This window comes from Pseudogulbenkiania sp. AW2-16, assembly GCF_056824575.1.
Genome location: NZ_CP157668.1, coordinates 1,989,659 through 2,010,432, shown reverse-complemented (window position 1 = coordinate 2,010,432; position 20,774 = coordinate 1,989,659). Strand labels below are relative to the sequence as shown.

The window sequence follows — 20,774 nt, the reverse complement described above, 5'->3', positions numbered from 1 at the left end:
CACGCCACGGCCGCGGCAGCAGCGTCAGCCGGTGGGCGCGTCGTTACCGGCGTGGCTGCGTGCAGGGTTGGCCGAAGCCTCGTCCGGGCCGGGCGGCCCGCGGTGGATCAGCCACGGCCGGCACGCCTCGGCCGTCAGCGGCGGCGAATAGTAGTAGCCCTGGATCTGGTCGCAGCCGGCCTCGACCAGGAACCCCAGCTGCTCGCGATTCTCCACCCCCTCGGCGATGACGGCGATGCGCAGCGAACGCGCCATGCTGATGATGGCGCGCGTCATCGAGGCGTTTTCCGGGTTGACGTTGACGTCGTCGATGAAGCTCTTGTCGATCTTGAGCTGGTCGAAGGGATAGCGGCGCAGGTAGCTCAAGGCCGAGTAGCCGGTGCCGAAATCGTCGATCGACCACTTCAGGTGCAGCGCCTTGAGCTCGGACATCACCTGCTGTGCGGTATCGACGTTCTTCATCAGCAGGCTCTCGGTGACCTCGAGCTTGATGGCGTCAGGGGGCAGGCGGCGGCTCGCCATCTCGGCCGCGATATAGGGCACGATGCCGGCTTCCTGCAGGCTCAGGGCGGAGATGTTGATCGCCACCTCGCCGGGGTCCAGCCCCTCGGCGCGCCATGCCTCGACCTGGCGGAACACCGCGCGGATCACGTAGCGGTCGATCTCGCGGATCAGCCCGGTTTCCTCGGCGATGGGGATGAACTCGAGCGGGGAGATCAGCCGCTCCCCCGGCGCCAGCGCAACAGCGCCTCGAAGCCGCACAGCCGGCCGCTCTGCAGGTCCAGCTGCGGCTGGTAGTACATCGTCAACTCGTCCTGCGCGATGGCCCGGCGCAAGGCGCCCTCCAGTTCCACCCGCCGCTGCACCCGGTCGTTCATGTGCAGCGCGAAGCAACGCACCTGGCTCTTGCCAAGCGCCTTGGCCTGGTACATGGCGGTGTCGGCGTTGCTCAGGAGTTCGTCGACGCTGCTGCCGTCGTCCGGGTAGAAGCAGCAGCCGATGCTGGCGGAGAGGAACAGCTCGGTGCCGCTGAGCTCGACCGGCTGGTTCAGCTGGTCGGTGACGTTTTTGAGTGCGAGATCCAGCTGCTCGGCGGTCTTCACCCCGGGCAGCAGCAGCACGAAGTCGTCCCCGCCCAGCCGCGACACCGTCGCCAGCGCCGGCACGCTGCTCTCGATGCGCCGCGCCACCTCGATCAGCAGCGCGTCGCCCAGGGTATGCCCCAGGCTGTCGTTGACGTACTTGAAGTTGTCCAGGTCGAGCAGCGCCACGGCGAAACGCTCGTCCTTGCTCCTGGCCACGGCGATGCCCTGGCCCAGCCGGTCCTGCAGCAGGTTGCGGTTGGGCAGGCCGGTCAGGGTGTCGAAGTTGGCCTGGCGTTCCAGCTCCTCCTGATAGCGCTTGGCCTCGGTCACATCGTTGAGCACGCCGATGTAATGGCTGACCTCGCCCTGGCTGTCCCGCACCGGCGCCACCCGCAGCTCGTTCCAGAACATCGAGCCGTCCTTGCGGTAGTTGCGCAGCAGCGCCTTGCCTTCGTGCCGGTTCTCCAGCGCGCGGCGGATCGCCGTCAGCTCCGGCTGGGCGGTGTCACGGCCCTGCAGGAAGCGGCAGTTGCGGCCGATCACCGCCGCACGGGCGTAGCCGGTGATGCGCTCGAAGGCCGGGTTGACGTAGATGATGGGGTTGTCCGGACGGCGATTGTCGGTGATCAGCACCGCGTTGACGCTGGCCTCGATGGCGCGCTGGCGAACGCGCAGTTCCAGGTCGATCACCTGCTGCGCCGTGATGTCCTGCTCGACCAGAATGCCGCCCCGGACCTGATTGTCGTCGTCGGTCAACGGCACCTCGGCGTCGAGCACGGTGCGCGCCGCACCGTCGAACGACAATATCTGGCGCACCAGGTTGTGCACGGTGCCGTCGTGGCGGATGGTGCGCAGCAGCTCGCCGTCGTCGGCGGCAATCTGCTGGCCCTGCGGGCCATACCAGCGTCGTTGCGGCTCGCTACCCGGGTTGGCCCCCCAGATGCGCTCCCCCTCGGAATTGTGCAGCAGGATTCCCCCTTCTCGTCGGTTACCCAGACCCCGACCGGCAGCGTCTCCAGCACCTTGTGCAGCAGCGCCTCGCTCTGGCGCAAGGCCGCCTCGGCACGCGCGCGCTCGCCCATTTCGCTACGCAGGGCACGGGTGCGCTCGGCTACCAACGACTCCAGGCTCTCGAACATCCGGGCCCGGGCCAGCGCCACGGCCAGCTGCCGGCCGATCATGGTGAAGGCGTCCAGCGCCGGCTCGTCCCACGGCACGCGGCCGGCCCGCAGCACGTTGAGCACCCCGATCACCTCGTCCCCCAGCAGCAGCGGACTGCAGGCGTGCCAGTGCCCTTCCCCGGCGTCGCACAGGGCCGGGCATTGCGCGATGTTGAACGCCTGCCGCAACTCCTCCTGGCGGCCGGCGTAAAGGCAGGGACAGCCGTCCGCGATGGCGCGGCGCAAGGCGGGCTCGTCCAGCCGGCCATTCCACCCCGCCAGTTGCATCGGTTCGGCGAGGGCCTGCGTATCGGCCAGCAGCAACCAGGCGGCGGCGCCGTCCGGGAAGGCCAGCACCTCCTCCAGCGCCCGCCCGATCACGTCATGCTCGGTCTGCGCCGCGGACATGGCGGCCGAAAAGCGGAACAGGCCGTCCAGGAGGGCGTGCGAGCGCGACAGTTCGGCATGCTTGGCCTTCAGGTCCTGGTTGAGCTGGATGCTTTGCTCGTAGGTCGAGATCAGCAGGTCGAGGATTTGCTGACGCGCCGAGGTGATGAAGTGGCGCTCGCCCTCCAGCATCACCTCCATGCCGACGGCCGCGCGCTCGGGCTGGCGCAAGGCCTGGTTGGCCAGGAAGTAATGGATGCGCGACAGCAGGTATTTTTCGTCGTAGGGCTTGAGGATGAAGTTGTCGGCGCCACAGCTCAGGCCGCGCATGACGTCGCGCGGGTCCGACAAGGTGGTGACCAGGATGATCGGGATCATGGCCGTGGCCGGGTCCGCCTTGAGCTGGCTGCACAGCTCGTAGCCGTCCATCCCCGGCATCATGATGTCGCTGATCATGATGGTGGGGGGCTGTCCGGCGACCTCGCGCAAGGCCTGGTAGCCGTCGCGCGCCACCCGCACCCGGCAGCCGTGCCCTTCGAGCAGGGCCTGCAACTGGAGCGCCTGGGTCGCGCTGTCTTCGACGATCAGAATGTCGGTTCCCTGCAACATGGACTGCCTCTCGATCAGCAATGGTTCAGGCATGCCGCATCAGGCCGTTGAGCGTCAATGCCATGGTTTCCGGCGACTGCACGCGGCACGCCGCCGACAGTTCGATCGCGGCGGCGGGCATGCCGCTCACCACCGCGCTATCGGGCTGCTGCACCAGGGTGAGCGCCCCCTTGGCCTTGAGGCGGGCCAGCGCCGCCGCGCCGTCGCACCCCATGCCGGACAGCAGGATGGCGAGCACCTCCCCCTGCAGTTCGTCGGCCAGTCCGTCGAACAGATGGGAGATCGACGGGCAGGCCGTCTCCTGCGGCTCGCAACGTGCCAGCCTGAAGCGCAAATCGCGGCTCACCGCCAGATGGTGCGCCTCCGGCGACAGGTACAGATGACCGGGCTGCAGCGGCTCACCCGGCCGCGCGATGTGGACCGGCAGCGTCGACTGCAGGCTGAGCCAGTCGCGCAGGCTGTCGAGAAAGCCGCCGGCGATGTGCTGCACCAGCAGGATCGGCCACGGACAGGGCGGATCCAGGCCGCCCAGCAGCACCTTCAGCGCGGCGGGGCCGCCGGCCGAAGCGCCGATGGCGACGAGCCGGATCGGCTTGTCCCAGCGCGCCGGGTCGGCCCCGGTCGGCCCCGACCGGGGCGGCGGCGAGCGTACCGTGAGCGTCTGCACCCGCTGCAGCGTCTGGATCAGTTGCACAGCGTGCGGGTAGAACTGCGGGTGCAGCGGCCCGCGCGGCTTTTCCACCACGGCCAGCGCCCCGGCGGCGAGTGCCCGGATGACCGTCGCGGCCTCCTTGGTGTTGGCGCTGGCGGTGACGATGACCACCGGCACCGCATAGAGCTCGAGCAGCCGCCGGGTGGTGTCGAAGCCGTCCATTCCGGGCATGTGGACATCCATGGTGACCAGGTCCGGTTGCACCCGGGTGACGAGTTCCAGCGCCTGCAGGCCGGAGCCGGCCTCGACCACGTCGTAGCCTTCGCTCTCGAGCAGGGTGCGCAGCAACTGACGCGCCACGCTGGAATCGTCGATGACCATTACGCGCATGGGACTCTCCCCAACAGGCTCTTAGCGCCCCGCTCAGAGCAGGCGCTTCACCGCCTCGAGCAGCGTGTCCTGCTCCAGCCCGCTTTTCACCAGGTAGGCGTTGGCACCGACATCCAGCCCGTGCGCCCGGTCTTCGGCCGACTGCAAGGCGGTGACCAGCACCACGGGCAGCTCGGTCAGGGCGCGGTCGGCGCGGATCTTGCTGGTCAGGGCGAAACCGTCCAGCCGCGGCATCTCGATATCCGACACCAGCAGGTCGAACTGCGCCTGCTTGAGGGCGTTCCAGGCATCCAGCCCGTCGTTGGCGGTCTGCACCTCGTAGCCGGCACTCTCCAGCAACGCCTTCAGCAGGCCGCGCGAGGTGAACGAATCTTCCGCCACCAGGATGCGCGGCCGCGCCACGCGACGCTCGGGCGGCGTGACGGCGAAGGCCGTGCCGGCGCAAGACAGCGCGCTGCGCTGCAAATCCTGCGGGTGCAGCACCGGCACCAGCGTGCCATCGCCCAACACCGTGGCGCCGAGCAGGTTGCGCACCCGCTTGAGCTGCGCCCCCAGCGACTTCAGCGTGATTTCCTGGTCCCCCAGCAACTCGTCGACCTGCAGCAGGTAGCGCATCCCCTCCGCGCCCAGCAGCAGCAGCGACACCTCTGCCCCGCCCTCGCCGGCCGGCTCCAGCCCCAGTACTTCGGCCAGCGACCACAGCGGCAGCACCTGCCCGTCGAGACTGAGCGTGACCTTGTTCTCCACGCGCCGCAGTGCCGCACGCGGCATCCGCAGGGTGCGCTCCACCGCCTGCACCGGCATGCCGAACAGGCGCTCTCCAACCCGCACCAGCACGGCGCGGAACGACGAGCGGCTGAGTGGCAGGCGCAGGCAGAACTCGCAGCCGCGGCCGGGCTCGGAGTGCACGCTGATGCGCCCGCCCAGCTTTTCCACCGCCTCGCGCACGATGGCGAGCCCCAGCCCGCGCCCGGACAGATCGGTCAGCAGCCGGCTGGTCGATAGCCCGGACTCGAAGATGTAGGACAGGGCCTGCGCCTCGTCCAGTTGCCGGGCCTCGTCGGCCGCGAGCAGGCCCAGCTCCACCGCCTTGGCCTTCACCCGCGCGGCGTCGATACCGCCGCCATCGTCCTGCAGCCGCAGCACGAAGCGGCTGCCCGGCTCCTGCCGGATGTCCAGCGTCAGGGTGCCGCTCTCCGCCTTGCCGGCCGACAGGCGCGCCGCCGGCACTTCGATGCCGTGGTCGATGGCGTTGCGCAGCAGGTGCTGCAGCGGCGTGCGCAGCTCATCCAGAATGCGCTTGTCCACCTGCAAGGCGGTGTCCGGCAGCACCAGCCGCACCCGCTTGCCGGTCTGGCGCGCCAAGTCGTCGACCAGCGGTGGCAAGCCGTCCAGCAGGGTCTGGCAAGGCAGCTGCAACACCTCCTGCAGGCCCTGGGTGAAACCGTCGCTCAGGCTGGCGAGGCCGGCCGCCAGATGCGTGCCGGCACGCGCCTGCTGGTTGCTGTTGAAGTGCAGGCGGTCGAGCTGGTCCTGATTCCAATCCAGGTAGTCGAGCAAGCCCTGCAGCGTGTCCGTCGCGGGCGCCACGCCGTCGGCCAGGTTCTCCCGCAGCAGCCGCAGCAGCGACGCGAGCGAGGTGCGGCGCTGCTTCAGCGCCTGGAAATCCTGCTGCGCCGCACGCAGCTGCTGGCGCAGGGCCTGCGCCTCGAGTTTGCTCTGGGTCAGCTCCTCGCCGTGGTACAGCAAGGCGTCGAGCAAATGCACTGGCACCCGCACGCTGTCGCTGACGCTCCGCGGCGCTTCGGCCGGCGGCGCCACGGTCATCTGCGGCAGGGGCGAGCGCGGCGGCGGAGGCTCCCCGGCGGCCACCGCCTCCAGGGCCCGGCACAGCTCGCCGTACTGCGCTTCGGCCAACGTTTCACCGGCGTGGGCGCGCTGCAACAGGCGCAGCACATCGCGCGAGACGTCGCTCAGCAGCGGCTGAAACGCCAGCTGCCCGCGCTGCAACGCCGACAGCAGCGTCTCCCAGGCATGGCTCAGGCGCTCCAGCTCGGTCAGCCCGACCGCCCGCGCCGCCCCTTTCAGGCTGTGCACTTCGCGAAACACCGTCTCGAGCGATTCCTGCTGCGGCGGCGCCTGCTGCCAGCGCTGCAGTTCGTGCTCCAGCACGCCCAGACGCTCCGCCGCCTCCTCGCGGAAGCTGCTCAGCAGGCGCTGGCGCAGGGCTTCACGATCGATGGCCATGGCGCATCACAACTTGAACAGGCTGGCCTGCTGCTGCAGCCGAAGCCCCAGTTGATGCAGGTTGCGCGCCGCCTGGTCCACCTGGCGGGTACCCGCCACGTTGTCCTGGCTCGCCTGACGGATGTTGCCGATGGCGCTGGCCACCTGGTCCATGCCGATCAGCTGCTGTTGGCTGGTGGCGGAGATCTGCAACGCCACGTCGTTCGAGGTATCGATACTGTCGGTCAGGATATGGATCGCCTCGCCGCTGAACTGCGAACGCGCGAATCCGGCCTCGACCGCCTTGCCGCTTTGTTCCGCCGCCAGCACCGCCTTGGTCATCGCCCGCTGCACGTCGCCGAGAATGGCCCGCACCTGCGCCGTGGCCTGCTTGGACTGTTCGGCCAGCACCTTGACCTCCTGTGCCACCACCGAGAATCCCTTGCCGACGTCCCCCGCCTTGACCGCCTCGATCGAGGCGTTCACCCCCAGCAGGTTCGATTGCTCCGCCAGGTCGTTGACCGTGGCGACGATCTCGCCGATGGTCTGGCTCTGCTCGCCCAGGCGCATGATGCTCTCGGCCACCGCGCTGACCTGGCGGCGAATCTGCGCCATGCTGTCCAGGCTCTCTTGCACCGCCTCGCTCCCCTGCTGCGCCACCTCGCGGGTATGCGCCGCCGCCTCGGTCACCTGGCGCGCCCGGCTGTTGGCCATCACGGCGGTCTGTTTCACTTCCTCCACCGTGGTGGCGATCTCGGTCACCGCCGTGGCGGTTTCCTGAGCCCCCACCGCCACCTGGCTCGCCACGCTGAGAATGTCCTCGCTCGCCGCCGCCAGCACCGCGATGCCCTCGTGCATTTCCTGCACCAGGGTGCGCAGATTGGCCACCATGCGGGCGAAGGATTGGCCGAGCAGGTCGTGCTCGGAGCACGGCCGCACCTCCCCCCAGTTCACCCGCCGCCAGCCGTTCGGCCTGGTTTGCCAACTGTTGCAGGTAGCCGGCCATGCGGGCAAAAGACTGGCCCAGTTGCCCCACCTCGTCGTGGCGCGCGGTGAAGTCGATCTGCCCGGGCAGCTCCCCGACGCTGATCTGCTCGGCGTAGCGGGTCAATTGCTGCAACGGCCGGGCAATGCTGCGCGTCAGCAGCCACGCCAGCAGCGCCGTCAACAATAGCAGCCCGCCCCCCACCGACAGGAACAGCTGCTGCTGACGCACCACCAGCGCGCGGCTCCTGTCGTCGAGCCGCTGCTGTTCGCGCGCGATCACCATGTCGAGGCGCCGCGCCAGTTGGCGGAACGTATCCACCCGCTCGTTCTGCGCCCCGACGACCAGCCGGCGCGCCTCCTCCAGCCGGCCGTCCTTCATGCGCGACATGAGCTGCTGGTCAAAACTCTCCACGTAGGTCAGCCATTGTTGATGGATTTCCGCGATCAGCGGAGTCAGATCCGGAGAGGCGGCGGCACGGAGCTGCAAGCGCGCCAGCGTGGCCCGGTCCTCCTCGGTGCGACTCCGGAAATCGCGCTCGAGGCCGTCCAGTTCGCGGTCGCCGCGTATCAGTGCCTCCATCGTCTCCGCGCGCATGGTATTGACGTTGATCCGCAGGTCCTTGACGTCGGCGATGTCGCGGTCGAGCTGTGCGATCGCCTGGCCCTGTTCATGGCTCTGTCGGATGCTGTCCTGCGCCAGATACAGCAGGCCGACAAAACTCCCCGTCACCACGGCGAAGGCCAGCAGCAACTTGGTACCGGTACGCAGGTTCACTAGCAGCATGGCCTCTCCTTAGGTGTTGAACTCCACCTGCAGTTGTTCGTTGCCCAACAGCTTGGCGCCATCCAGGATCACCCATTGCTGCGGGGTGATGCCGAGCAGGCAGGACGGCAGGATGCCGCTCAGGCCGACCAGCTCGGGCTGCAAGGTCTGGGGCAAGACCCACTGCATGCCGAGGATGGCGTCGGCCAGCACCCCGAACTCCATGTCATCGTGCTGCAGCAGCACCAGGTGGTTGCGCTCCGACAAGCCGCGCCGGGGAATCTCGAACAGCACGCGCAGGTCGAGTACCGACACGATGCGCCCGCGCAAGTTGACAATGCCGAGCACGAACGGCGGTGTTCCCGGCAACGGCGTGAACTGACGCAACGGGACGACTTCCGCCACGAAGTGCGGCACGATGCCGTAGCACTCGTCCCCCAGCGAAAAGCCCAGCACCTCGAACGGCGCTTGCGCCGCCGCCACGGCTTCCGGCTCGGCCCAGTAGGCGGTACGCTCGCGCAGCTGCTGCTCGAGCGCCGCCGGATCGCCCTCGCCATCGCCCGCCAGCAGGCTTTCCAGGCGGGCCAGCCGCGCGAACACCGCCGCCCACAGAGCGGCGTCACCGGCCGACGATGCCGCGTTATCGTCACTCATGACCTGTTCTCCATCGGCTGCAGGCCCAACGCCAGGCATTGCAGCCGCAGCTGTTTGACACTCAGCCCGTCGCCCTCGGCCACCAGGGCATCGTCGGCGTGCCCCGCCAGCAGCGCCAGGCAACACTGCCGCGCCCGTTCGGCACGCTCCCCTCCCCCTGCCGCAGATGGATCTGCAGTTCGAGAAAGGGGGCCAGCACGAAGCCCGGCTCGAGGTAGCGCACCCTCTGCAGGCCCGCTAGCGCCTCGTCCTGCCGGCCCTGCTGGTAGCGCAGCAGGCTCAGCAGCCAGTACGGGCGCGGATCCAGCCGGTCGAGCGCGCGGGCATGCGCCAGCCACTGCTCGGCCTGCTCGGGCTGGCCGCCGTTGATGCAGGCGTGGACCAGTTCGAGGCACGTTTCCATGCGCTCGTGAGCCGACAGGCCGTCGCCGGCGAAACGGCGCTGCAGCAGCAAGGCCGCCTCCGCGTAGCGTCCGGCCGCCATCGCCCGCTCTGGCTCCGTCCCCGGCGTCCTCTCCTCTGCCGGAGCCGCCAGCGGCGACAACGGCGCCGGATGGTCGCGGTGACGCACGCCAGGCGGCATCCGGGCCGACGCCCGCCCTGAGAGCGCCGCCGTCGCGACGGGCTGCCGCAGGGCGTAGCCATCTCCCAGCCATGTGCCCACCCGGCCGGCGTCCAACGCGATCCCCGCTTCCACCGCCGACAACAGCAGCACCCCGTCCGGGGCCAGACACGCCAGCAGCCGCTCCAGCACCAGGCCCGCCTGTTCCGGCGCGAAGTACATCAGCACGTTGCGGCACAAGATCACATCCAGTTCGGCCAAGCCACGCCGGGCATCGGGGTAGTCCGGGCGGGACAGGTTCAGGTTGAAGAAACGGATGCGGTCACGCCAGGGCGGCGCAACCCGCCACTGCCCGTCGTCCTCCACGAAATGCCGCGCACGCCGTGCAGGGCAGGCCTGCCGGAAGGCGTAGCCGCCGTACACGCCGCGCCGCGCCCGGGCGAGAAAGTCCGGGTTGACATCGCTCGCCAGCAGCTCGAGTCGCCAGTCGTCGCGCTCGTCGCCCAGCAGCTCGTCCACCATGAACAGCAGGCCATAGGCCTCTTCGCCGGTACAACAGGCCGCACTCCACATCCTCAACTGCGGCTGCCGCCCACGACGGGACTCGACCAGCGGCTGCAACACGGTGTCGCGCAACGCGGTGAAGCTGGCCGGATCGCGCAGGAAATAGGTTTCCCCCACGGTGAGATAGCGCGCCAGCTGCTGCACCTGCGCCGAACTCCAGCGGTGCGCCGCCAACTCGGCCAGCCACTGCGCTGCCCGCCCGCCACCCAGCTCGTGCGCGGCCTGGGCGAGCTGGTGCGCCAGTTCGCCATGACGCGCGGGCGGATACGCCAGCCCGAGTTCCACGCGGATGCGCAGGGCCAGCCGCTCCAGCAAGGGCCCCGTCGGCAACGGCGGAGCCTCATTCCGCCGCGTCGCGTGCGTCATGATCGGCCAGGGCCCGCTCAAGGGCTCGCTCTTCGTCGGAGGAAAGAAAGGCGTCCAGGTCGTACAACAGATACAGGCCGTCGCTGGAGCGCAGCACGCCGGAAACGTTGCCCTGCACCTTGGCCAGCTTGGCGGCCGGCGTCCAGTCGGCGGCACCGGCACGCCGGACCGGCATCACGCTCTCGACCGGCAGCAGCAGGTCGCGCCGCTCGGTGCAGGCCCAGATCCAGGGCGACCAGCGGCGCAGCGGCGGTGCCGCCCAGCCCAGCCGGGCGCACAGATCGACCACCGTCACCAGCTGGCCGCGCAGCGCCACCACGCCGGCCACCACCGCCGGCGCGCCGGGCAACGGAATCGCCTTCAGCGTGGGCAACACGCGCCGCACCTGGGCCAGCGGCAAGGCAAAGCGTTCTGCCTGCAAAGTGAACGGCAACAGCTGGATGTCCACACTATCCCCTCGTCGATCACGGCCCGCCGGGCCGCACGGCGGCGCGCAAACAGGCCCTTCCTGAGAGTAAGCGTAGTCCAGCATTAATCGATTCGCTTATGCCATTCGTATTTATAGGCCGCCTCCGTATTTTCATGGCACGGCATTCCGGTCCGCCGGCCCGCCACGGCGCCCTCCGCGCGCCTTGACGGGAGAGAAACCCGCCGGACGCCGTCGCCGGTGGTATCCTCGGCAGCGTTTCCACTTTTCCCCGCACTCCATGCCGCACCGCCCTGCCGCCCGCCACTGGGACATCTTCTGCACCGTCATCGACAACTACGGCGATATCGGCGTCACCTGGCGGCTGGCGCGCCAGCTGCAGCGCGAGTTCGGCCAACGTGTCCGGCTCTGGGTCGACGACCTGGCGAGCTTCGCGCGGCTCTGTCCCGGACTCGATCCGGAATGCGACGTACAAGAGCGGCAAGGCATCACCCTGCAACGTTGGCCGAAGACATTTCCGGACGGCATCGCCGCCGCCGATGTGGTGATCGAAGCCTTCGGCTGCCAGTTGCCCGATGCCTACCTGGCCGCCATGGCGGCACGCCCGGTCAAGCCGGCCTGGCTCAACCTGGAATACCTCAGCGCCGAGGACTGGGTGGAGGGCTGCCACGGCCTGCCCTCGCCGCATCCGCGCCTGCCGCTGACCAAGCATTTCTTCTTCCCCGGCTTCACCGAACGCACCGGCGGCCTGATCTGCGAGGCCGACCTGCTCGTCGAGCGCGCACGCTGGCAGGCGGATGCGGCGGTACAGGCAGCCTACTGGAAGGGTCTCGGCGTACCGCCGCAGGCAGAAGGCGAACTGCGCGTCAGCCTGTTCAGCTACGCCACCCCGGCCGCCGGCGAGCTACTGCGGGCGTGGGCCGCCGGAAACCAGCCGGTGCGCGTGCTGGTGCCGGAAGGCAAGGTGCTGGGCGACGTGGCGGCGGTGTTCGGTGACGAGACCTTGCAGGCCGGCGACATGCGGCAGAAGGGCCGCCTCGCCGTACACGTACTGCCGTTCACCGACCAGCCCGGCTACGACCGGCTGCTGTGGTCATGCGACGTCAACATCGTACGCGGCGAAGACAGCTTCGTGCGCGCGCAGTGGGCGGCGCGCCCCTTCCTCTGGCACATCTATCAACAGCAAGAAGACGCGCACCTGGTCAAGCTTGATGCGTTTTTGTCACACTACGGCGCCACCCTGTCCGCCCCCGCCCGCCACGCCCTCGTCGCCGCCTTCCACGCCTGGAACCGCGGTCAGGGGATGGCCACAGCGTGGGCCGCGCTAGCACCGCAGCTGGCCGAACTGCGACGCCACGCCCAGGGTTGGCCGAAGCAGGCGCTGGGATCGGCCGACTTGGCAAGCCGGCTGGTGCAAATGGTTGAAAACACGCTACAATAGCTGGTTTTTACGGAAATCCGTTTCCGATTCCGACTCAAGATTTGGGACTTTGAAGCAATGAAAACCGCACAGGAACTCCGCGCAGGCAACGTATTCATGGTCGGCTCCGAGCCGATGGTCGTGCAGAAGGCCGAATTCAGCAAATCCGGCCGTAACGCCTCCGTCGTCAAGATGAAGATGAAGAACCTGCTGACCGGCGCCGGCTCCGAAACCGTTTACCGCGCCGACGACAAGTTCGACGTGATCGTTCTGGACCGCAAGGACTGCACCTACTCCTACTTCGCCGACCCGATGTACGTGTTCATGGACACCGAGTACAACCAGTACGAAGTGGAAGCCGACAACCTCGGCGACACCATCAACTACATCGTCGACGGCATGGAAGACGTGTGCCAGGTCACCTTCTACGACGGCAAGGCCATCTCGGTCGAACTGCCGACCAGCGTGGTGCGCGAAGTGGAATACACCGAGCCGGCCGTACGCGGCGATACCTCGGGCAAGGTGCTGAAACCCGCCCGTCTGGTCGGTACCACCTTCGAAGTTCAGGTTCCGGCTTTCGTCAACACCGGCGAGAAAATCGAAATCGATACCCGCACCAACGAATTCAAGAAGCGCGTGTAATCGCGACGCTCCTCGTCAAAAAAGCGGCCTGATGGCCGCTTTTTTGTTGTCTTGCCAACGAGGTTGCCCTCCTGGTGGCGCCTCGCCGGGCACCATTACAGCGCGATCGACTGCAGCGACTCGAGCTTGAAGTTGTCGACCAGGTGGGGCAACTCCAGGTAGCTGCTCGACTGCATCTCGGTGAGACGGCTCGCGGTGCGGAAGAACTCGCTGGCCTGCATCCCCTCGGTGTAGATATCGTCGATCTCCACCGCGCAGCTGGCCACCAGTTTGACGCGGTGGTCGTAGAACACGTCCACCAGCCAGGTCAGCCGGCGCGCCGGCGAAGCGTCGTTGGCCGACAGCCTGGGGATGCCCGAAACGAACACTGTATGATATCCGGCGGCGATATCGAGGTAGTCGGTCTGCGAACGCGGGCCGCCGCACAGCGTTGCGAAATCGAACCAGATCACCCCCGGCGCGTGGCGCTTGACCATCAGCTTGCGCCCCTGTATCTCGATCTGGCGCGGCGACTCCGACGCCCCGGCGGTGAGACGGTCGAACATCGCCTCCATGCGCGCGTCGCTGTCCGCGCCGGACGGCACCATGAACAGCGGCTCGCGCGTCAGCTCGCGCAGCCGGTAGTCGTTGCCGCCGTCGAGGTTGAACACCGCCAGGTGCTGCTTCAAGAGTTCGATCGCCGGCAGGAAGTTGTTGCGCTGCAAACCGTTGGGATAGAGCTGGTCGGGGGGATAGTTCGAGGTCAACACCATGATCACGCCATGGCGGAACAGCTCGCTCAACAGGCGCGACAGGATCATGGCGTCGGCGATGTCGCTGACATGGAACTCGTCGAAGCACAGCAGCCGCGTCGCCTGGGCGATGCGTGCCGCCACCGTCACCAGCGGGTCGGTCTCCTTGCTCAACGAGCGCAGCTGGTTGTGCACCTCGGCCATGAAATGATGAAAGTGCACGCGGCGCTTGCGCCGGTACGGCACGCAGGTGAAGAAGGCATCCATCAGGAAGCTCTTGCCGCGCCCCACCCCGCCCCAGAAGTACAGACCCTGCGGCACCTCGGGGCTTCTCAGGCTGCGCCCGAGGAAACGGTTGCGCTTGGTCTTGAAGTCGACCAGCTGTTGCCACAGCGTGTCGAGCATGCCCACCGCAGTCTCCTGCACCGGATCGTGGATGAAGCCATCCTTCTGCGAAGCAGCCCGGTACCAGGCCAGCGGGCTCATCGAGCCGTCTTTGTCGGGAGAAAAAGCGTGTTGTGCCATGCGGACGGTGTCAGAAAATCGAAAACAGGCTCAAAGCGGGTGGAAGGAATCGTGGCGAACGCCCCGAGACCGGTTAGCGCGGCGAACGCCACGACAGCGGAATCGGCGCGCACCGCCGCTTATTCGCACGCGCTCAGGGGAACAGGCCGGTGGACAGGTAGCGGTCGCCGCGGTCGCAGACGATGGAGACGATCACCGCGTTTTCCAGCTGCTGCGACAGTTGCAGCGCCACCGCCAGCGCCCCGCCGGACGACGGCCCCGCCATGATGCCCTCGATGCGGGCCAGGTCGCGCGCGGTCTGCTCGGCCAGCTGCTGCGACACCAGCCGGAGCTCATCGATGCGCGAGTAATCGCAAATCTTGGGCAGGTACTCGTCTTCCCACTTGCGGATGCCGGTGATCTGGCTGCCCGGTTCCGGCTGCACGCCGACGATCTGGATCGCCGGGTTCTTTTCCTTCAGGAAACGGCTGGTGCCCATGATGGTGCCGGTGGTCCCCATGCTGGAAACGAAGTGCGTCACGGTGCCGGCGGTATCGGCCCAAATCTCCGGGCCGGTGCCCTCGTAATGCGCCAGCGGATTGTCCGGGTTGGCGAACTGGTCGAGGATGATGCCCCCGCCCGCCGCTTCCATGCGCCGAGCCTCGTCGATCGAGCCCGGCATCGACAGCGCCGCCGGCGTCAGCACCACCTCGGCACCGTAGGCACGCATGGTCTGCACGCGTTCGGCGCTGGAATTGTCCGGCATCACCAGGATCATGCGGTAACCCATCATCGCCGCCGCCATCGCCAGCGCGATGCCGGTGTTGCCGCTGGTGGGCTCGATCAGCGTATCACCCGGCTTGATGTCGCCACGCGCCTCGGCGCGGCGGATCATCGACAGGGCGGGACGGTCCTTGACCGAGCCGGCCGGATTGTTGCCCTCCAGCTTGACCAGCACGATGTTGCTGGTATTGCCGGGCAGACGCTTGAGCTGGACCAGCGGGGTGTGGCCGACGAAATCTTCCAGATGCTTGAACGTGGGCAGGGTCATGCGGATTCTCCGTATAAGCCGATCATTATACCGGTTGCGCGCCAAAAAAATCCACGGCCTCGACAGGGCTTTGCCACAGGTGCCGGCTACCGCACGATTTAATTCAATATTTCTGTAATGTTCAAAATGTACGATGGCGCTATCCGGGAATCACGGCAAGGGATGTCCCCTTCGACGCACTAATATTCCCGCCTTTTTCCATAAGCGAGTCCGCCATGAAACAACGTGTTTTTGCTTCGAAACTGGTAATGGCCTTGCTGGCCGCCACCTTGCTGCCGGCCCAGTTTGCACTGGCCGACGAGGCGGCCGATGCCGCGCTGGCCGCCAAGGTCAAGACCGCCATCGACGCCAACCCCACGCTCAAGGCGTTCAACCTGAAGGTCAGTGGCAAAAACAACGACGTCACCATCGAAGGCAATGTCGATGAAGGCCTGCAGATGGCCGAAGTCGGCGCCATCGCCGAGAAGGTCGACGGCGTGAAGTTCGTCTTCAACAATATCATGCCGAAGAACTGATCTAGCTCTCCAGGCACTTCGGCCCCAAGACAAACAGCCCGCGATGCGGGCTGTTTGTCATTCCAACGCTGACCAAAGCGATGCAGCGCTTGGAGAAGAAATCGTCCCACAGGGATTCCCTGCGGTCATCACCGCGGCCCCGGCCGGCTCGAGAAGCACTGCCGTACAAGTGGTACGGCGAGCATCACAGAACCGGGATGGGGATGTGGCGCTCGTGCCGCGGATTTAGAACTGCTAACAAGCACCAGCGCAGCGGTCTTGGCTAGGCGCGCGGCCGCAGACAGTACAAGTAGTACGACAAGTGCTTGCTGGGCGAATCTCCGCGTGCAAATCTTCAATTTGCCCAGTGATAGATTCGCACGCGAGCGCAACAACGCCAAGAGGGGATTTGTTCGCAGTTCTGCTCAGCGAGTCATCAGCCAGTCGACGTACCTATCCACCCCCTGCTCCACCGACAGCATCGGCTCGTCGTAACCGGCCTCCCGCAGCTTGCCGATATCCGCCTGGGTGAAGCTCTGGTACTTGCCCTTGAGCGCGTCCGGGAACGGCGTGTACTCGAGGATGCCCTGCTCCACCAGCTCGGCATGGCTCAAGGCCGGCTTGCCCTCGTGGCGGCGGCAGGCGTTGACGGTGGCCACGGCCACGTCGTTGAACTGGCTGCGCCCGGCCGGAGCCGAGGTTGAAGATGCCGGACAGTTCCGGATTGTCAAGGAAGAACAGGTTGACCTTGACCACGTCCTCCACCGACACGAAGTCGCGGCTCTGGCAGCCGTCGCCCCAGCCGTCCCAGCCGCCGAACAGCTTGACCTTGCCGGTTTCGCGGTACTGGTTGAAGTTGTGGAACGCCACCGAGGCCATACGCCCCTTGTGCTGCTCGCGCGGGCCGTAGACGTTGAAGTAGCGGAAACCGGCCACCTGTGCGGTCAGGCCTTCCTTCATGCGCTGGCGCAGCACCTGGTCGAACAGGAACTTGGAGTAGCCGTAGACGTTGAGCGGCCCCTCGAACTCGCGCTCCTCCTTGAAAGTGTTGCCGCCGCCGTACACCGCCGCGCTGGAGGCGTACAGGAACTGGATTTCCTCGCTCTGACAGTAGTCGAGCAGCGCCAGCGTGTACTGATAGTTGTTGTCCATCATGTACTTGCCGTCGTGGTTCATGGTGTCGGAGCAGGCGCCCTCGTGCACGATGGCCATCAGCTCGCCGTCGTACTCGCCGTCCAGCAGCAGGTCGAGGAATTCGTGCTTGTCGAGGTAGTGGCTGATCTCGCAGTCGACCAGATTGCGGAACTTGTCGCCGGAGCTCAGGTTGTCGACGGCAATGATGTCGGTGATGCCGCGGCCGTTGAGCGCCTTGACGATGTTGGAGCCGATGAAGCCGGCTGCGCCGGTAACGACGATGGTCATGGTGTAGTCCTTTTCAGACGGATTCTTCAGAAGGAGGAACCGGGTTCCTCGAGGAACGCCGCTTCTTCCGCGGTGCTTTCCCGACCCAGCGCGGCATTGCGATGGGGAAAGCGCCCGAAACGTTCGATTACCGCTCTGTGGCGACGGGCGTAATCGATCACATTGTCCTGGCCGGGGTAGCCGGCCAGCGCGGCAAACAGCCGCACCGCCTCGTCCTGGTCGGCAAGCGCCTCGCTATGCTCGAACGGTAGGTAGACGAACCAGCGCGCCACCGGCGGCAGTTGGGTGTCGAGCCCGGCCGCTACTGCCTGCCGCGCCACCTCGCGCGCCCGCGCGTCGCAGCCGAAGGCACGCGCCGTGCCTCGAAACAGGTTGCGCGGAAACTGGTCGGCGACGATCAGCCAGGCCAGCGTAGCGCGGGCATCGCCGAGATCGGGCGGCAAGGCCCCCGCCTCCAGCGCCTCGACCAGCGTCAGGAAGCGCTGCCGGATCGTGTCGTCGAATGCGGCATCCTTGCGGAACCAGGCGCCGCGTTCGCGCGCCACGCTTTCCTCCTCGACGCCGCCGAACCAGAATGACAGCACCTCGTCGTGCCACAGCATGGCGTGTCCCCTTTGCCAGCCGATTACAACGCGAACAGTTCCGGCTGGGTGCACACCGCGGTGCCCAACTTGCCGACCACGATGCCGGCGGCGGCGTTGGCCAGCGACATCGCCAGCGGCAGCGGCAGCCCGGCTGCCAGCGCCAGGCCCAGCGTGCCGATCACGGTATCGCCGGCGCCCGATACGTCGTACACCTCGCGCGCCAGGGTCGGCTGGTGCAACGCGCCGTCGGCACGGAATAGCGTCATGCCCTCCTCGCTGCGCGTCACCAGCAGGGCGTCGAGGCTCAGTTCGGCACGCAGCGCCTCGGCCTTGGCGACAAGCTGTTCCTCGCTCTGCCAGCTGCCGGCCACCTGCCTGAATTCGCTGCGGTTGGGGGTGAGCAGCGTGGCCCCGGCATACTTGCTGTAGTCGTCACCCTTGGGGTCGATCAGCACCGGCTTGCCAGCCGCGCGCGCCAGCTCGATCATGCGCGAGACGTGGGTCAGCCCGCCCTTGCCGTAATCGGACAGGATCACCACGTCGTGGTCGGCAACGATGGCGGCGTACTCGTCCAGCTTGTCGGCGAGGATCTCATGGCTCGGCGCATCTTCGAAGTCGAGCCGGATCAGCTGCTGCTGACGTGCCACCACGCGCAACTTGATGGTGGTGGAGATGCCGGCGTCGCGCTTGAACGAGGTGGCGATGCCGTCGGCATCCATCAGCCGTTCCAGCGCGCTGGCGGCCTCGTCGTCCCCGACCACCGACAGGATGGTGGCCTTGCCGCCGAGGCCGGCGATATTGCGCGCCACGTTGGCGGCACCGCCGGCACGCTCTTCCATGCGGCCGATCTTGGCCACCGGCACCGGCGCCTCCGGCGAGATGCGGGAAACATCACCGAACCAGTAGCGGTCCAGCATCACGTCCCCCACCACCAGCACGCGCGCGCGCCCCATGGCTTCGGCCAGGCTGGCCGGCTGCAAGGCCAGTGCCTGCAACAGTCCCGTCGTCATGGTCTTACCTCCCGATCGCCAGGTAATCGAAGCCCTGCTCGCGCAGCCAGGCCGGATCGTACATATTGCGCCCGTCGATGATCACCGGCACCTTGAGCGCGGCGCGGATCGCCTCGAAGTCCGGGGCGCGGAACATCTTCCACTCGGTGACGATCAGCAGGGCGTCGGCCCCGTCGAGCGGGCTCATCATGTCCTCGGCGAAGCGCAGGTGTGGATTGTCGCCCATCACGCGGCGCGCTTCCTCGGCGGCGACCGGGTCGTACGCCACCACCTCGGCGCCACGGCGCGTCAGCTCGGCCACGATCACCCGGGAGGGCGCCTCGCGCATGTCGTCGGTATTGGGCTTGAACGCCAGCCCCCACAGCGCGAAGCGGCGCCCGGACAGGTCCTCACCGAAACGTGCCACCGCCTTGTCCACCAGTGCGCAGCTTCTGCGCGTCGTTGGCGGCTTCCACCGCGTCCAGCACGCGCAGGGTATGGCCGTGGGCCTTGCCGCTGCTGATCAGCGCCTTGACGTCCTTGGGGAAGCACGAACCGCCGTAACCGGCGCCGGGGTACAGGAAGTGGTAGCCGATGCGCGGATCGGAGCCAATGCCGCGGCGTACCAGCTCGATGTCGGCACCCAGCGTCTCGGCCAGGTTGGCCAGTTCGTTCATGAACGAGATGCGCGTCGCCAGCATGGCGTTGGCAGCGTACTTGGTCAGCTCGGCGCTACGCACGTCCATGAACAGGATGCGCTCGTGGTTGCGCTGGAACGGCGCGTACAGGCGGCGCATCATCTCGACGGCGCGCTCGTCCTCGGCGCCGACCACGATGCGGTCGGGCTTCATGAAGTCCTCGATCGCCGCACCTTCCTTGAGGAATTCCGGGTTGGAGACCACGCTGTAGTCGAGCTGGGCGTCGCGCTCGGCCAGCACCTCGGCGATCGCCGCCCTGACCTTGTCGGCGGTGCCGACCGGCACCGTGGACTTGTCGACGATGACCTTGTAGCCGTCCATGTAGCGGCCGATGTTGCGCGCGGCGGCCAGCACGTACTGCAGGTCGGCCGAACCGTCCTCGTCCGGCGGGGTGCCGACGGCGATGAACTGGATGTCGCCGAAGGCGACCGACTCGGCCACGTCGGTGGTGAAATGCAGGCGGCCGGCGGCGACGTTACGACGCACCATGTCGTCCAGGCCCGGTTCGTAGATCGGGATGCCGCCGGCTTGCAGCAGTGCGATCTTGGCCGGGTCGACGTCGAGGCAACACACCTCGTTGCCGACTTCGGCGAGGCAGGTGCCGGTGACCAGGCCGACGTAGCCCGATCCGATTACGGTGATTTTCATGCTTGGGTCGTCCGGAAGTGAGCGATATCCTGGTTGATCTTGCATAGCACCTCCAGCGGCTCGGCGGCTTTGGTGATCGGGCGGCCGATCACCAGGTAGTCGGCGCCGGCGGCAAGCGCGGCGGTCGGCGTCATCACGCGGCGTTGATCGTCGGCGGCGCTGTCTGGCAGGCGGATGCCCGGGGTGACCAGCTTGAATTCGTTCCCCAACTCAGCCTTGAGCAGCGAGGCCTCCTGCGCCGAACACACCACGCCGTCGAGACCGCTGTCGCGCGTCAGGCGAGCGAGGCGCAGCACCTGCTCCTGCGGCGGTACGGTAATGCCGATTTCGGCCAGGTCGGCGGCCTCCATGCTGGTGAGCACGGTGACGGCAATCAAGAGCGGGCGCTGACTGTACTGTTCCAGCGCCTCGCGCGCCGCCGTCATCATGCGGCGCCCACCGGAAGCGTGCACGTTGACCATCCACACCCCAGCCTCGGCCGCCGCCTTGCAGGCGTGCGCCACGGTGTTGGGAATGTCGTGGAACTTGAGATCGAGGAAGACCTGGAAGCCGCGTGCGGCCAGGCTTTCCACCAGCGCGCGGCCGGACGCGGTAAACAGCTCCTTGCCCACCTTGACGCGACATTCGGCGGGGTCGAGGCGAGCGGCAAAAGCGAGCGCGCTGTTGGCGTCGGCGAAATCCAGCGCGACGACGACCGGAGACACAGACGCTCCGGACAGGTTGGCCGAAACCAAAGGATTCATGCAGACTCCTGAAACG

18 protein-coding genes and 3 pseudogenes are annotated in these 20,774 nt (G+C 67.2%); 4 read left to right on the top strand and 17 right to left on the bottom strand.

The features are described 5' to 3' along the window. Positions 1-24: 24 nt before the first annotated feature. The 6 genes and pseudogenes from ABKF58_RS09855 to ABKF58_RS09830 form a co-directional block, all read right to left on the bottom strand. Positions 25-1,718, bottom strand: a pseudogene (locus tag ABKF58_RS09855) (putative bifunctional diguanylate cyclase/phosphodiesterase). A gap of 119 nt (positions 1,719-1,837) precedes the next feature. Next, positions 1,838-3,241, bottom strand: a complete 1,404-nt coding sequence (locus tag ABKF58_RS09850) for a response regulator (RefSeq protein WP_482584272.1) — start codon at positions 3,239-3,241, stop codon at positions 1,838-1,840. A gap of 25 nt (positions 3,242-3,266) precedes the next feature. Then, complete coding sequence (locus ABKF58_RS09845; protein WP_482584271.1) at positions 3,267-4,283, bottom strand: chemotaxis protein CheB; 1,017 nt, start codon at positions 4,281-4,283, stop codon at positions 3,267-3,269. A 33-nt stretch (positions 4,284-4,316) separates the two neighbouring features. Continuing rightward, entirely contained in the window at positions 4,317-6,530 is a 2,214-nt protein-coding gene (locus ABKF58_RS09840; RefSeq protein ID WP_482584270.1) for a hybrid sensor histidine kinase/response regulator, read from the bottom strand. A gap of 6 nt (positions 6,531-6,536) precedes the next feature. Then, positions 6,537-7,463 carry a methyl-accepting chemotaxis protein gene (locus ABKF58_RS09835; RefSeq protein WP_482584269.1) on the bottom strand — a complete coding sequence of 309 codons (927 nt, stop codon included), beginning with the start codon at positions 7,461-7,463 and terminating at the stop codon, positions 6,537-6,539. A gap of 91 nt (positions 7,464-7,554) precedes the next feature. Beyond that, positions 7,555-7,779: pseudogene (locus tag ABKF58_RS09830) on the bottom strand (methyl-accepting chemotaxis protein); the annotation flags it as partial. A gap of 18 nt (positions 7,780-7,797) precedes the next feature. Between ABKF58_RS09830 and ABKF58_RS09825 the strand changes: the two are divergent. Further along, positions 7,798-8,274, top strand: a complete 477-nt coding sequence (locus ABKF58_RS09825) for a hypothetical protein (protein WP_482584268.1) — start codon at positions 7,798-7,800, stop codon at positions 8,272-8,274. 15 nt (positions 8,275-8,289) lie between these two features. Here the strand turns inward: ABKF58_RS09825 and ABKF58_RS09820 are convergent, their stop codons facing one another. The 3 genes from ABKF58_RS09820 to ABKF58_RS09810 form a co-directional block, all read right to left on the bottom strand. Then, positions 8,290-8,913, bottom strand: coding sequence for a chemotaxis protein CheW (locus tag ABKF58_RS09820; RefSeq protein WP_482584267.1), 624 nt, complete (start codon positions 8,911-8,913; stop codon positions 8,290-8,292). Positions 8,914-8,974: 61 nt separating this feature from the next. Beyond that, positions 8,975-10,369 (bottom strand): CheR family methyltransferase, encoded by a 1,395-nt coding sequence (locus ABKF58_RS09815; protein WP_482584266.1) that lies wholly within the window; start codon positions 10,367-10,369, stop codon positions 8,975-8,977. Between the two features lie 10 nt (positions 10,370-10,379). Continuing rightward, positions 10,380-10,853 carry a chemotaxis protein CheW gene (locus ABKF58_RS09810; RefSeq protein WP_482584265.1) on the bottom strand — a complete coding sequence of 158 codons (474 nt, stop codon included), beginning with the start codon at positions 10,851-10,853 and terminating at the stop codon, positions 10,380-10,382. A gap of 259 nt (positions 10,854-11,112) precedes the next feature. Here ABKF58_RS09810 and earP point away from each other — a divergent pair, with 259 nt between their 5' ends. Together earP and efp are read left to right on the top strand one after the other, a co-directional pair. Further along, on the top strand, positions 11,113-12,273 hold the full coding sequence (gene earP / locus ABKF58_RS09805) for an elongation factor P maturation arginine rhamnosyltransferase EarP (RefSeq protein WP_482584264.1): 1,161 nt from the start codon (positions 11,113-11,115) through the stop codon (positions 12,271-12,273). A gap of 57 nt (positions 12,274-12,330) precedes the next feature. After that, positions 12,331-12,894: an elongation factor P gene (efp, locus tag ABKF58_RS09800; RefSeq protein WP_008955025.1), complete on the top strand. Its 564-nt coding sequence runs from the start codon at positions 12,331-12,333 to the stop codon at positions 12,892-12,894. Positions 12,895-12,989: 95 nt separating this feature from the next. Here the strand turns inward: efp and zapE are convergent, their stop codons facing one another. Beyond that, positions 12,990-14,111, bottom strand: a complete 1,122-nt coding sequence (zapE, locus tag ABKF58_RS09795; protein WP_482584263.1) for a cell division protein ZapE — start codon at positions 14,109-14,111, stop codon at positions 12,990-12,992. A gap of 172 nt (positions 14,112-14,283) precedes the next feature. Beyond that, positions 14,284-15,180 carry a cysteine synthase CysM gene (gene cysM / locus ABKF58_RS09790; protein WP_014088132.1) on the bottom strand — a complete coding sequence of 299 codons (897 nt, stop codon included), beginning with the start codon at positions 15,178-15,180 and terminating at the stop codon, positions 14,284-14,286. Between the two features lie 215 nt (positions 15,181-15,395). On the opposite strand from cysM, the gene ABKF58_RS09785 reads away from it, so the two are divergent. Next, positions 15,396-15,695 carry a BON domain-containing protein gene (locus ABKF58_RS09785; protein ID WP_008955022.1) on the top strand — a complete coding sequence of 100 codons (300 nt, stop codon included), beginning with the start codon at positions 15,396-15,398 and terminating at the stop codon, positions 15,693-15,695. Positions 15,696-16,099: 404 nt separating this feature from the next. Here ABKF58_RS09785 and rfaD read toward each other — a convergent pair. The 6 genes and pseudogenes from rfaD to pyrF all read right to left on the bottom strand — a co-directional run bounded on the left by rfaD (position 16,100) and on the right by pyrF (position 20,758). Beyond that, a pseudogene (gene rfaD, locus ABKF58_RS09780) lies at positions 16,100-17,096 on the bottom strand (ADP-glyceromanno-heptose 6-epimerase). A 26-nt stretch (positions 17,097-17,122) separates the two neighbouring features. Next, a complete protein-coding gene (locus ABKF58_RS09775; RefSeq protein WP_482584262.1) occupies positions 17,123-17,698 on the bottom strand; it encodes a DUF924 family protein in 576 nt (191 codons plus the stop codon). 23 nt (positions 17,699-17,721) lie between these two features. Then, positions 17,722-18,690, bottom strand: a complete 969-nt coding sequence (gene rfaE1, locus ABKF58_RS09770) for a D-glycero-beta-D-manno-heptose-7-phosphate kinase (RefSeq protein WP_482584261.1) — start codon at positions 18,688-18,690, stop codon at positions 17,722-17,724. Between the two features lie 4 nt (positions 18,691-18,694). Further along, entirely contained in the window at positions 18,695-19,096 is a 402-nt protein-coding gene (locus tag ABKF58_RS09765) for a UDP binding domain-containing protein (protein ID WP_482584260.1), read from the bottom strand. Then, entirely contained in the window at positions 19,080-20,015 is a 936-nt protein-coding gene (locus tag ABKF58_RS09760; protein ID WP_482584259.1) for a UDP-glucose dehydrogenase family protein, read from the bottom strand. The genes ABKF58_RS09765 and ABKF58_RS09760 overlap by 17 nt, the downstream gene beginning before the upstream one ends. Beyond that, positions 20,012-20,758 (bottom strand): orotidine-5'-phosphate decarboxylase, encoded by a 747-nt coding sequence (gene pyrF / locus ABKF58_RS09755; protein WP_482584258.1) that lies wholly within the window; start codon positions 20,756-20,758, stop codon positions 20,012-20,014. The genes ABKF58_RS09760 and pyrF overlap by 4 nt, the downstream gene beginning before the upstream one ends. Positions 20,759-20,774 lie beyond the last annotated feature (16 nt).

What these genes read in the sequence shown, in the direction of transcription:
- ABKF58_RS09850 (WP_482584272.1), bottom strand. Translation starts at nt 3,241, where the DNA reads ATGTTGCAGGGAACCGACATTCTGATCGTCGAAGACAGCGCGACCCAG.
- ABKF58_RS09845 (WP_482584271.1), bottom strand. Translation starts at nt 4,283, where the DNA reads ATGCGCGTAATGGTCATCGACGATTCCAGCGTGGCGCGTCAGTTGCTG.
- ABKF58_RS09840 (WP_482584270.1), bottom strand. Translation starts at nt 6,530, where the DNA reads ATGGCCATCGATCGTGAAGCCCTGCGCCAGCGCCTGCTGAGCAGCTTC.
- ABKF58_RS09820 (WP_482584267.1), bottom strand. Translation starts at nt 8,913, where the DNA reads ATGAGTGACGATAACGCGGCATCGTCGGCCGGTGACGCCGCTCTGTGG.
- earP (WP_482584264.1), top strand. Translation starts at nt 11,113, where the DNA reads ATGCCGCACCGCCCTGCCGCCCGCCACTGGGACATCTTCTGCACCGTC.
- efp (WP_008955025.1), top strand. Translation starts at nt 12,331, where the DNA reads ATGAAAACCGCACAGGAACTCCGCGCAGGCAACGTATTCATGGTCGGC.
- zapE (WP_482584263.1), bottom strand. Translation starts at nt 14,111, where the DNA reads ATGAGCCCGCTGGCCTGGTACCGGGCTGCTTCGCAGAAGGATGGCTTC.
- cysM (WP_014088132.1), bottom strand. Translation starts at nt 15,180, where the DNA reads ATGACCCTGCCCACGTTCAAGCATCTGGAAGATTTCGTCGGCCACACC.
- ABKF58_RS09785 (WP_008955022.1), top strand. Translation starts at nt 15,396, where the DNA reads ATGAAACAACGTGTTTTTGCTTCGAAACTGGTAATGGCCTTGCTGGCC.
- ABKF58_RS09775 (WP_482584262.1), bottom strand. Translation starts at nt 17,698, where the DNA reads ATGCTGTGGCACGACGAGGTGCTGTCATTCTGGTTCGGCGGCGTCGAG.
- rfaE1 (WP_482584261.1), bottom strand. Translation starts at nt 18,690, where the DNA reads ATGACGACGGGACTGTTGCAGGCACTGGCCTTGCAGCCGGCCAGCCTG.
- ABKF58_RS09760 (WP_482584259.1), bottom strand. Translation starts at nt 20,015, where the DNA reads ATGAAAATCACCGTAATCGGATCGGGCTACGTCGGCCTGGTCACCGGC.
- pyrF (WP_482584258.1), bottom strand. Translation starts at nt 20,758, where the DNA reads ATGAATCCTTTGGTTTCGGCCAACCTGTCCGGAGCGTCTGTGTCTCCG.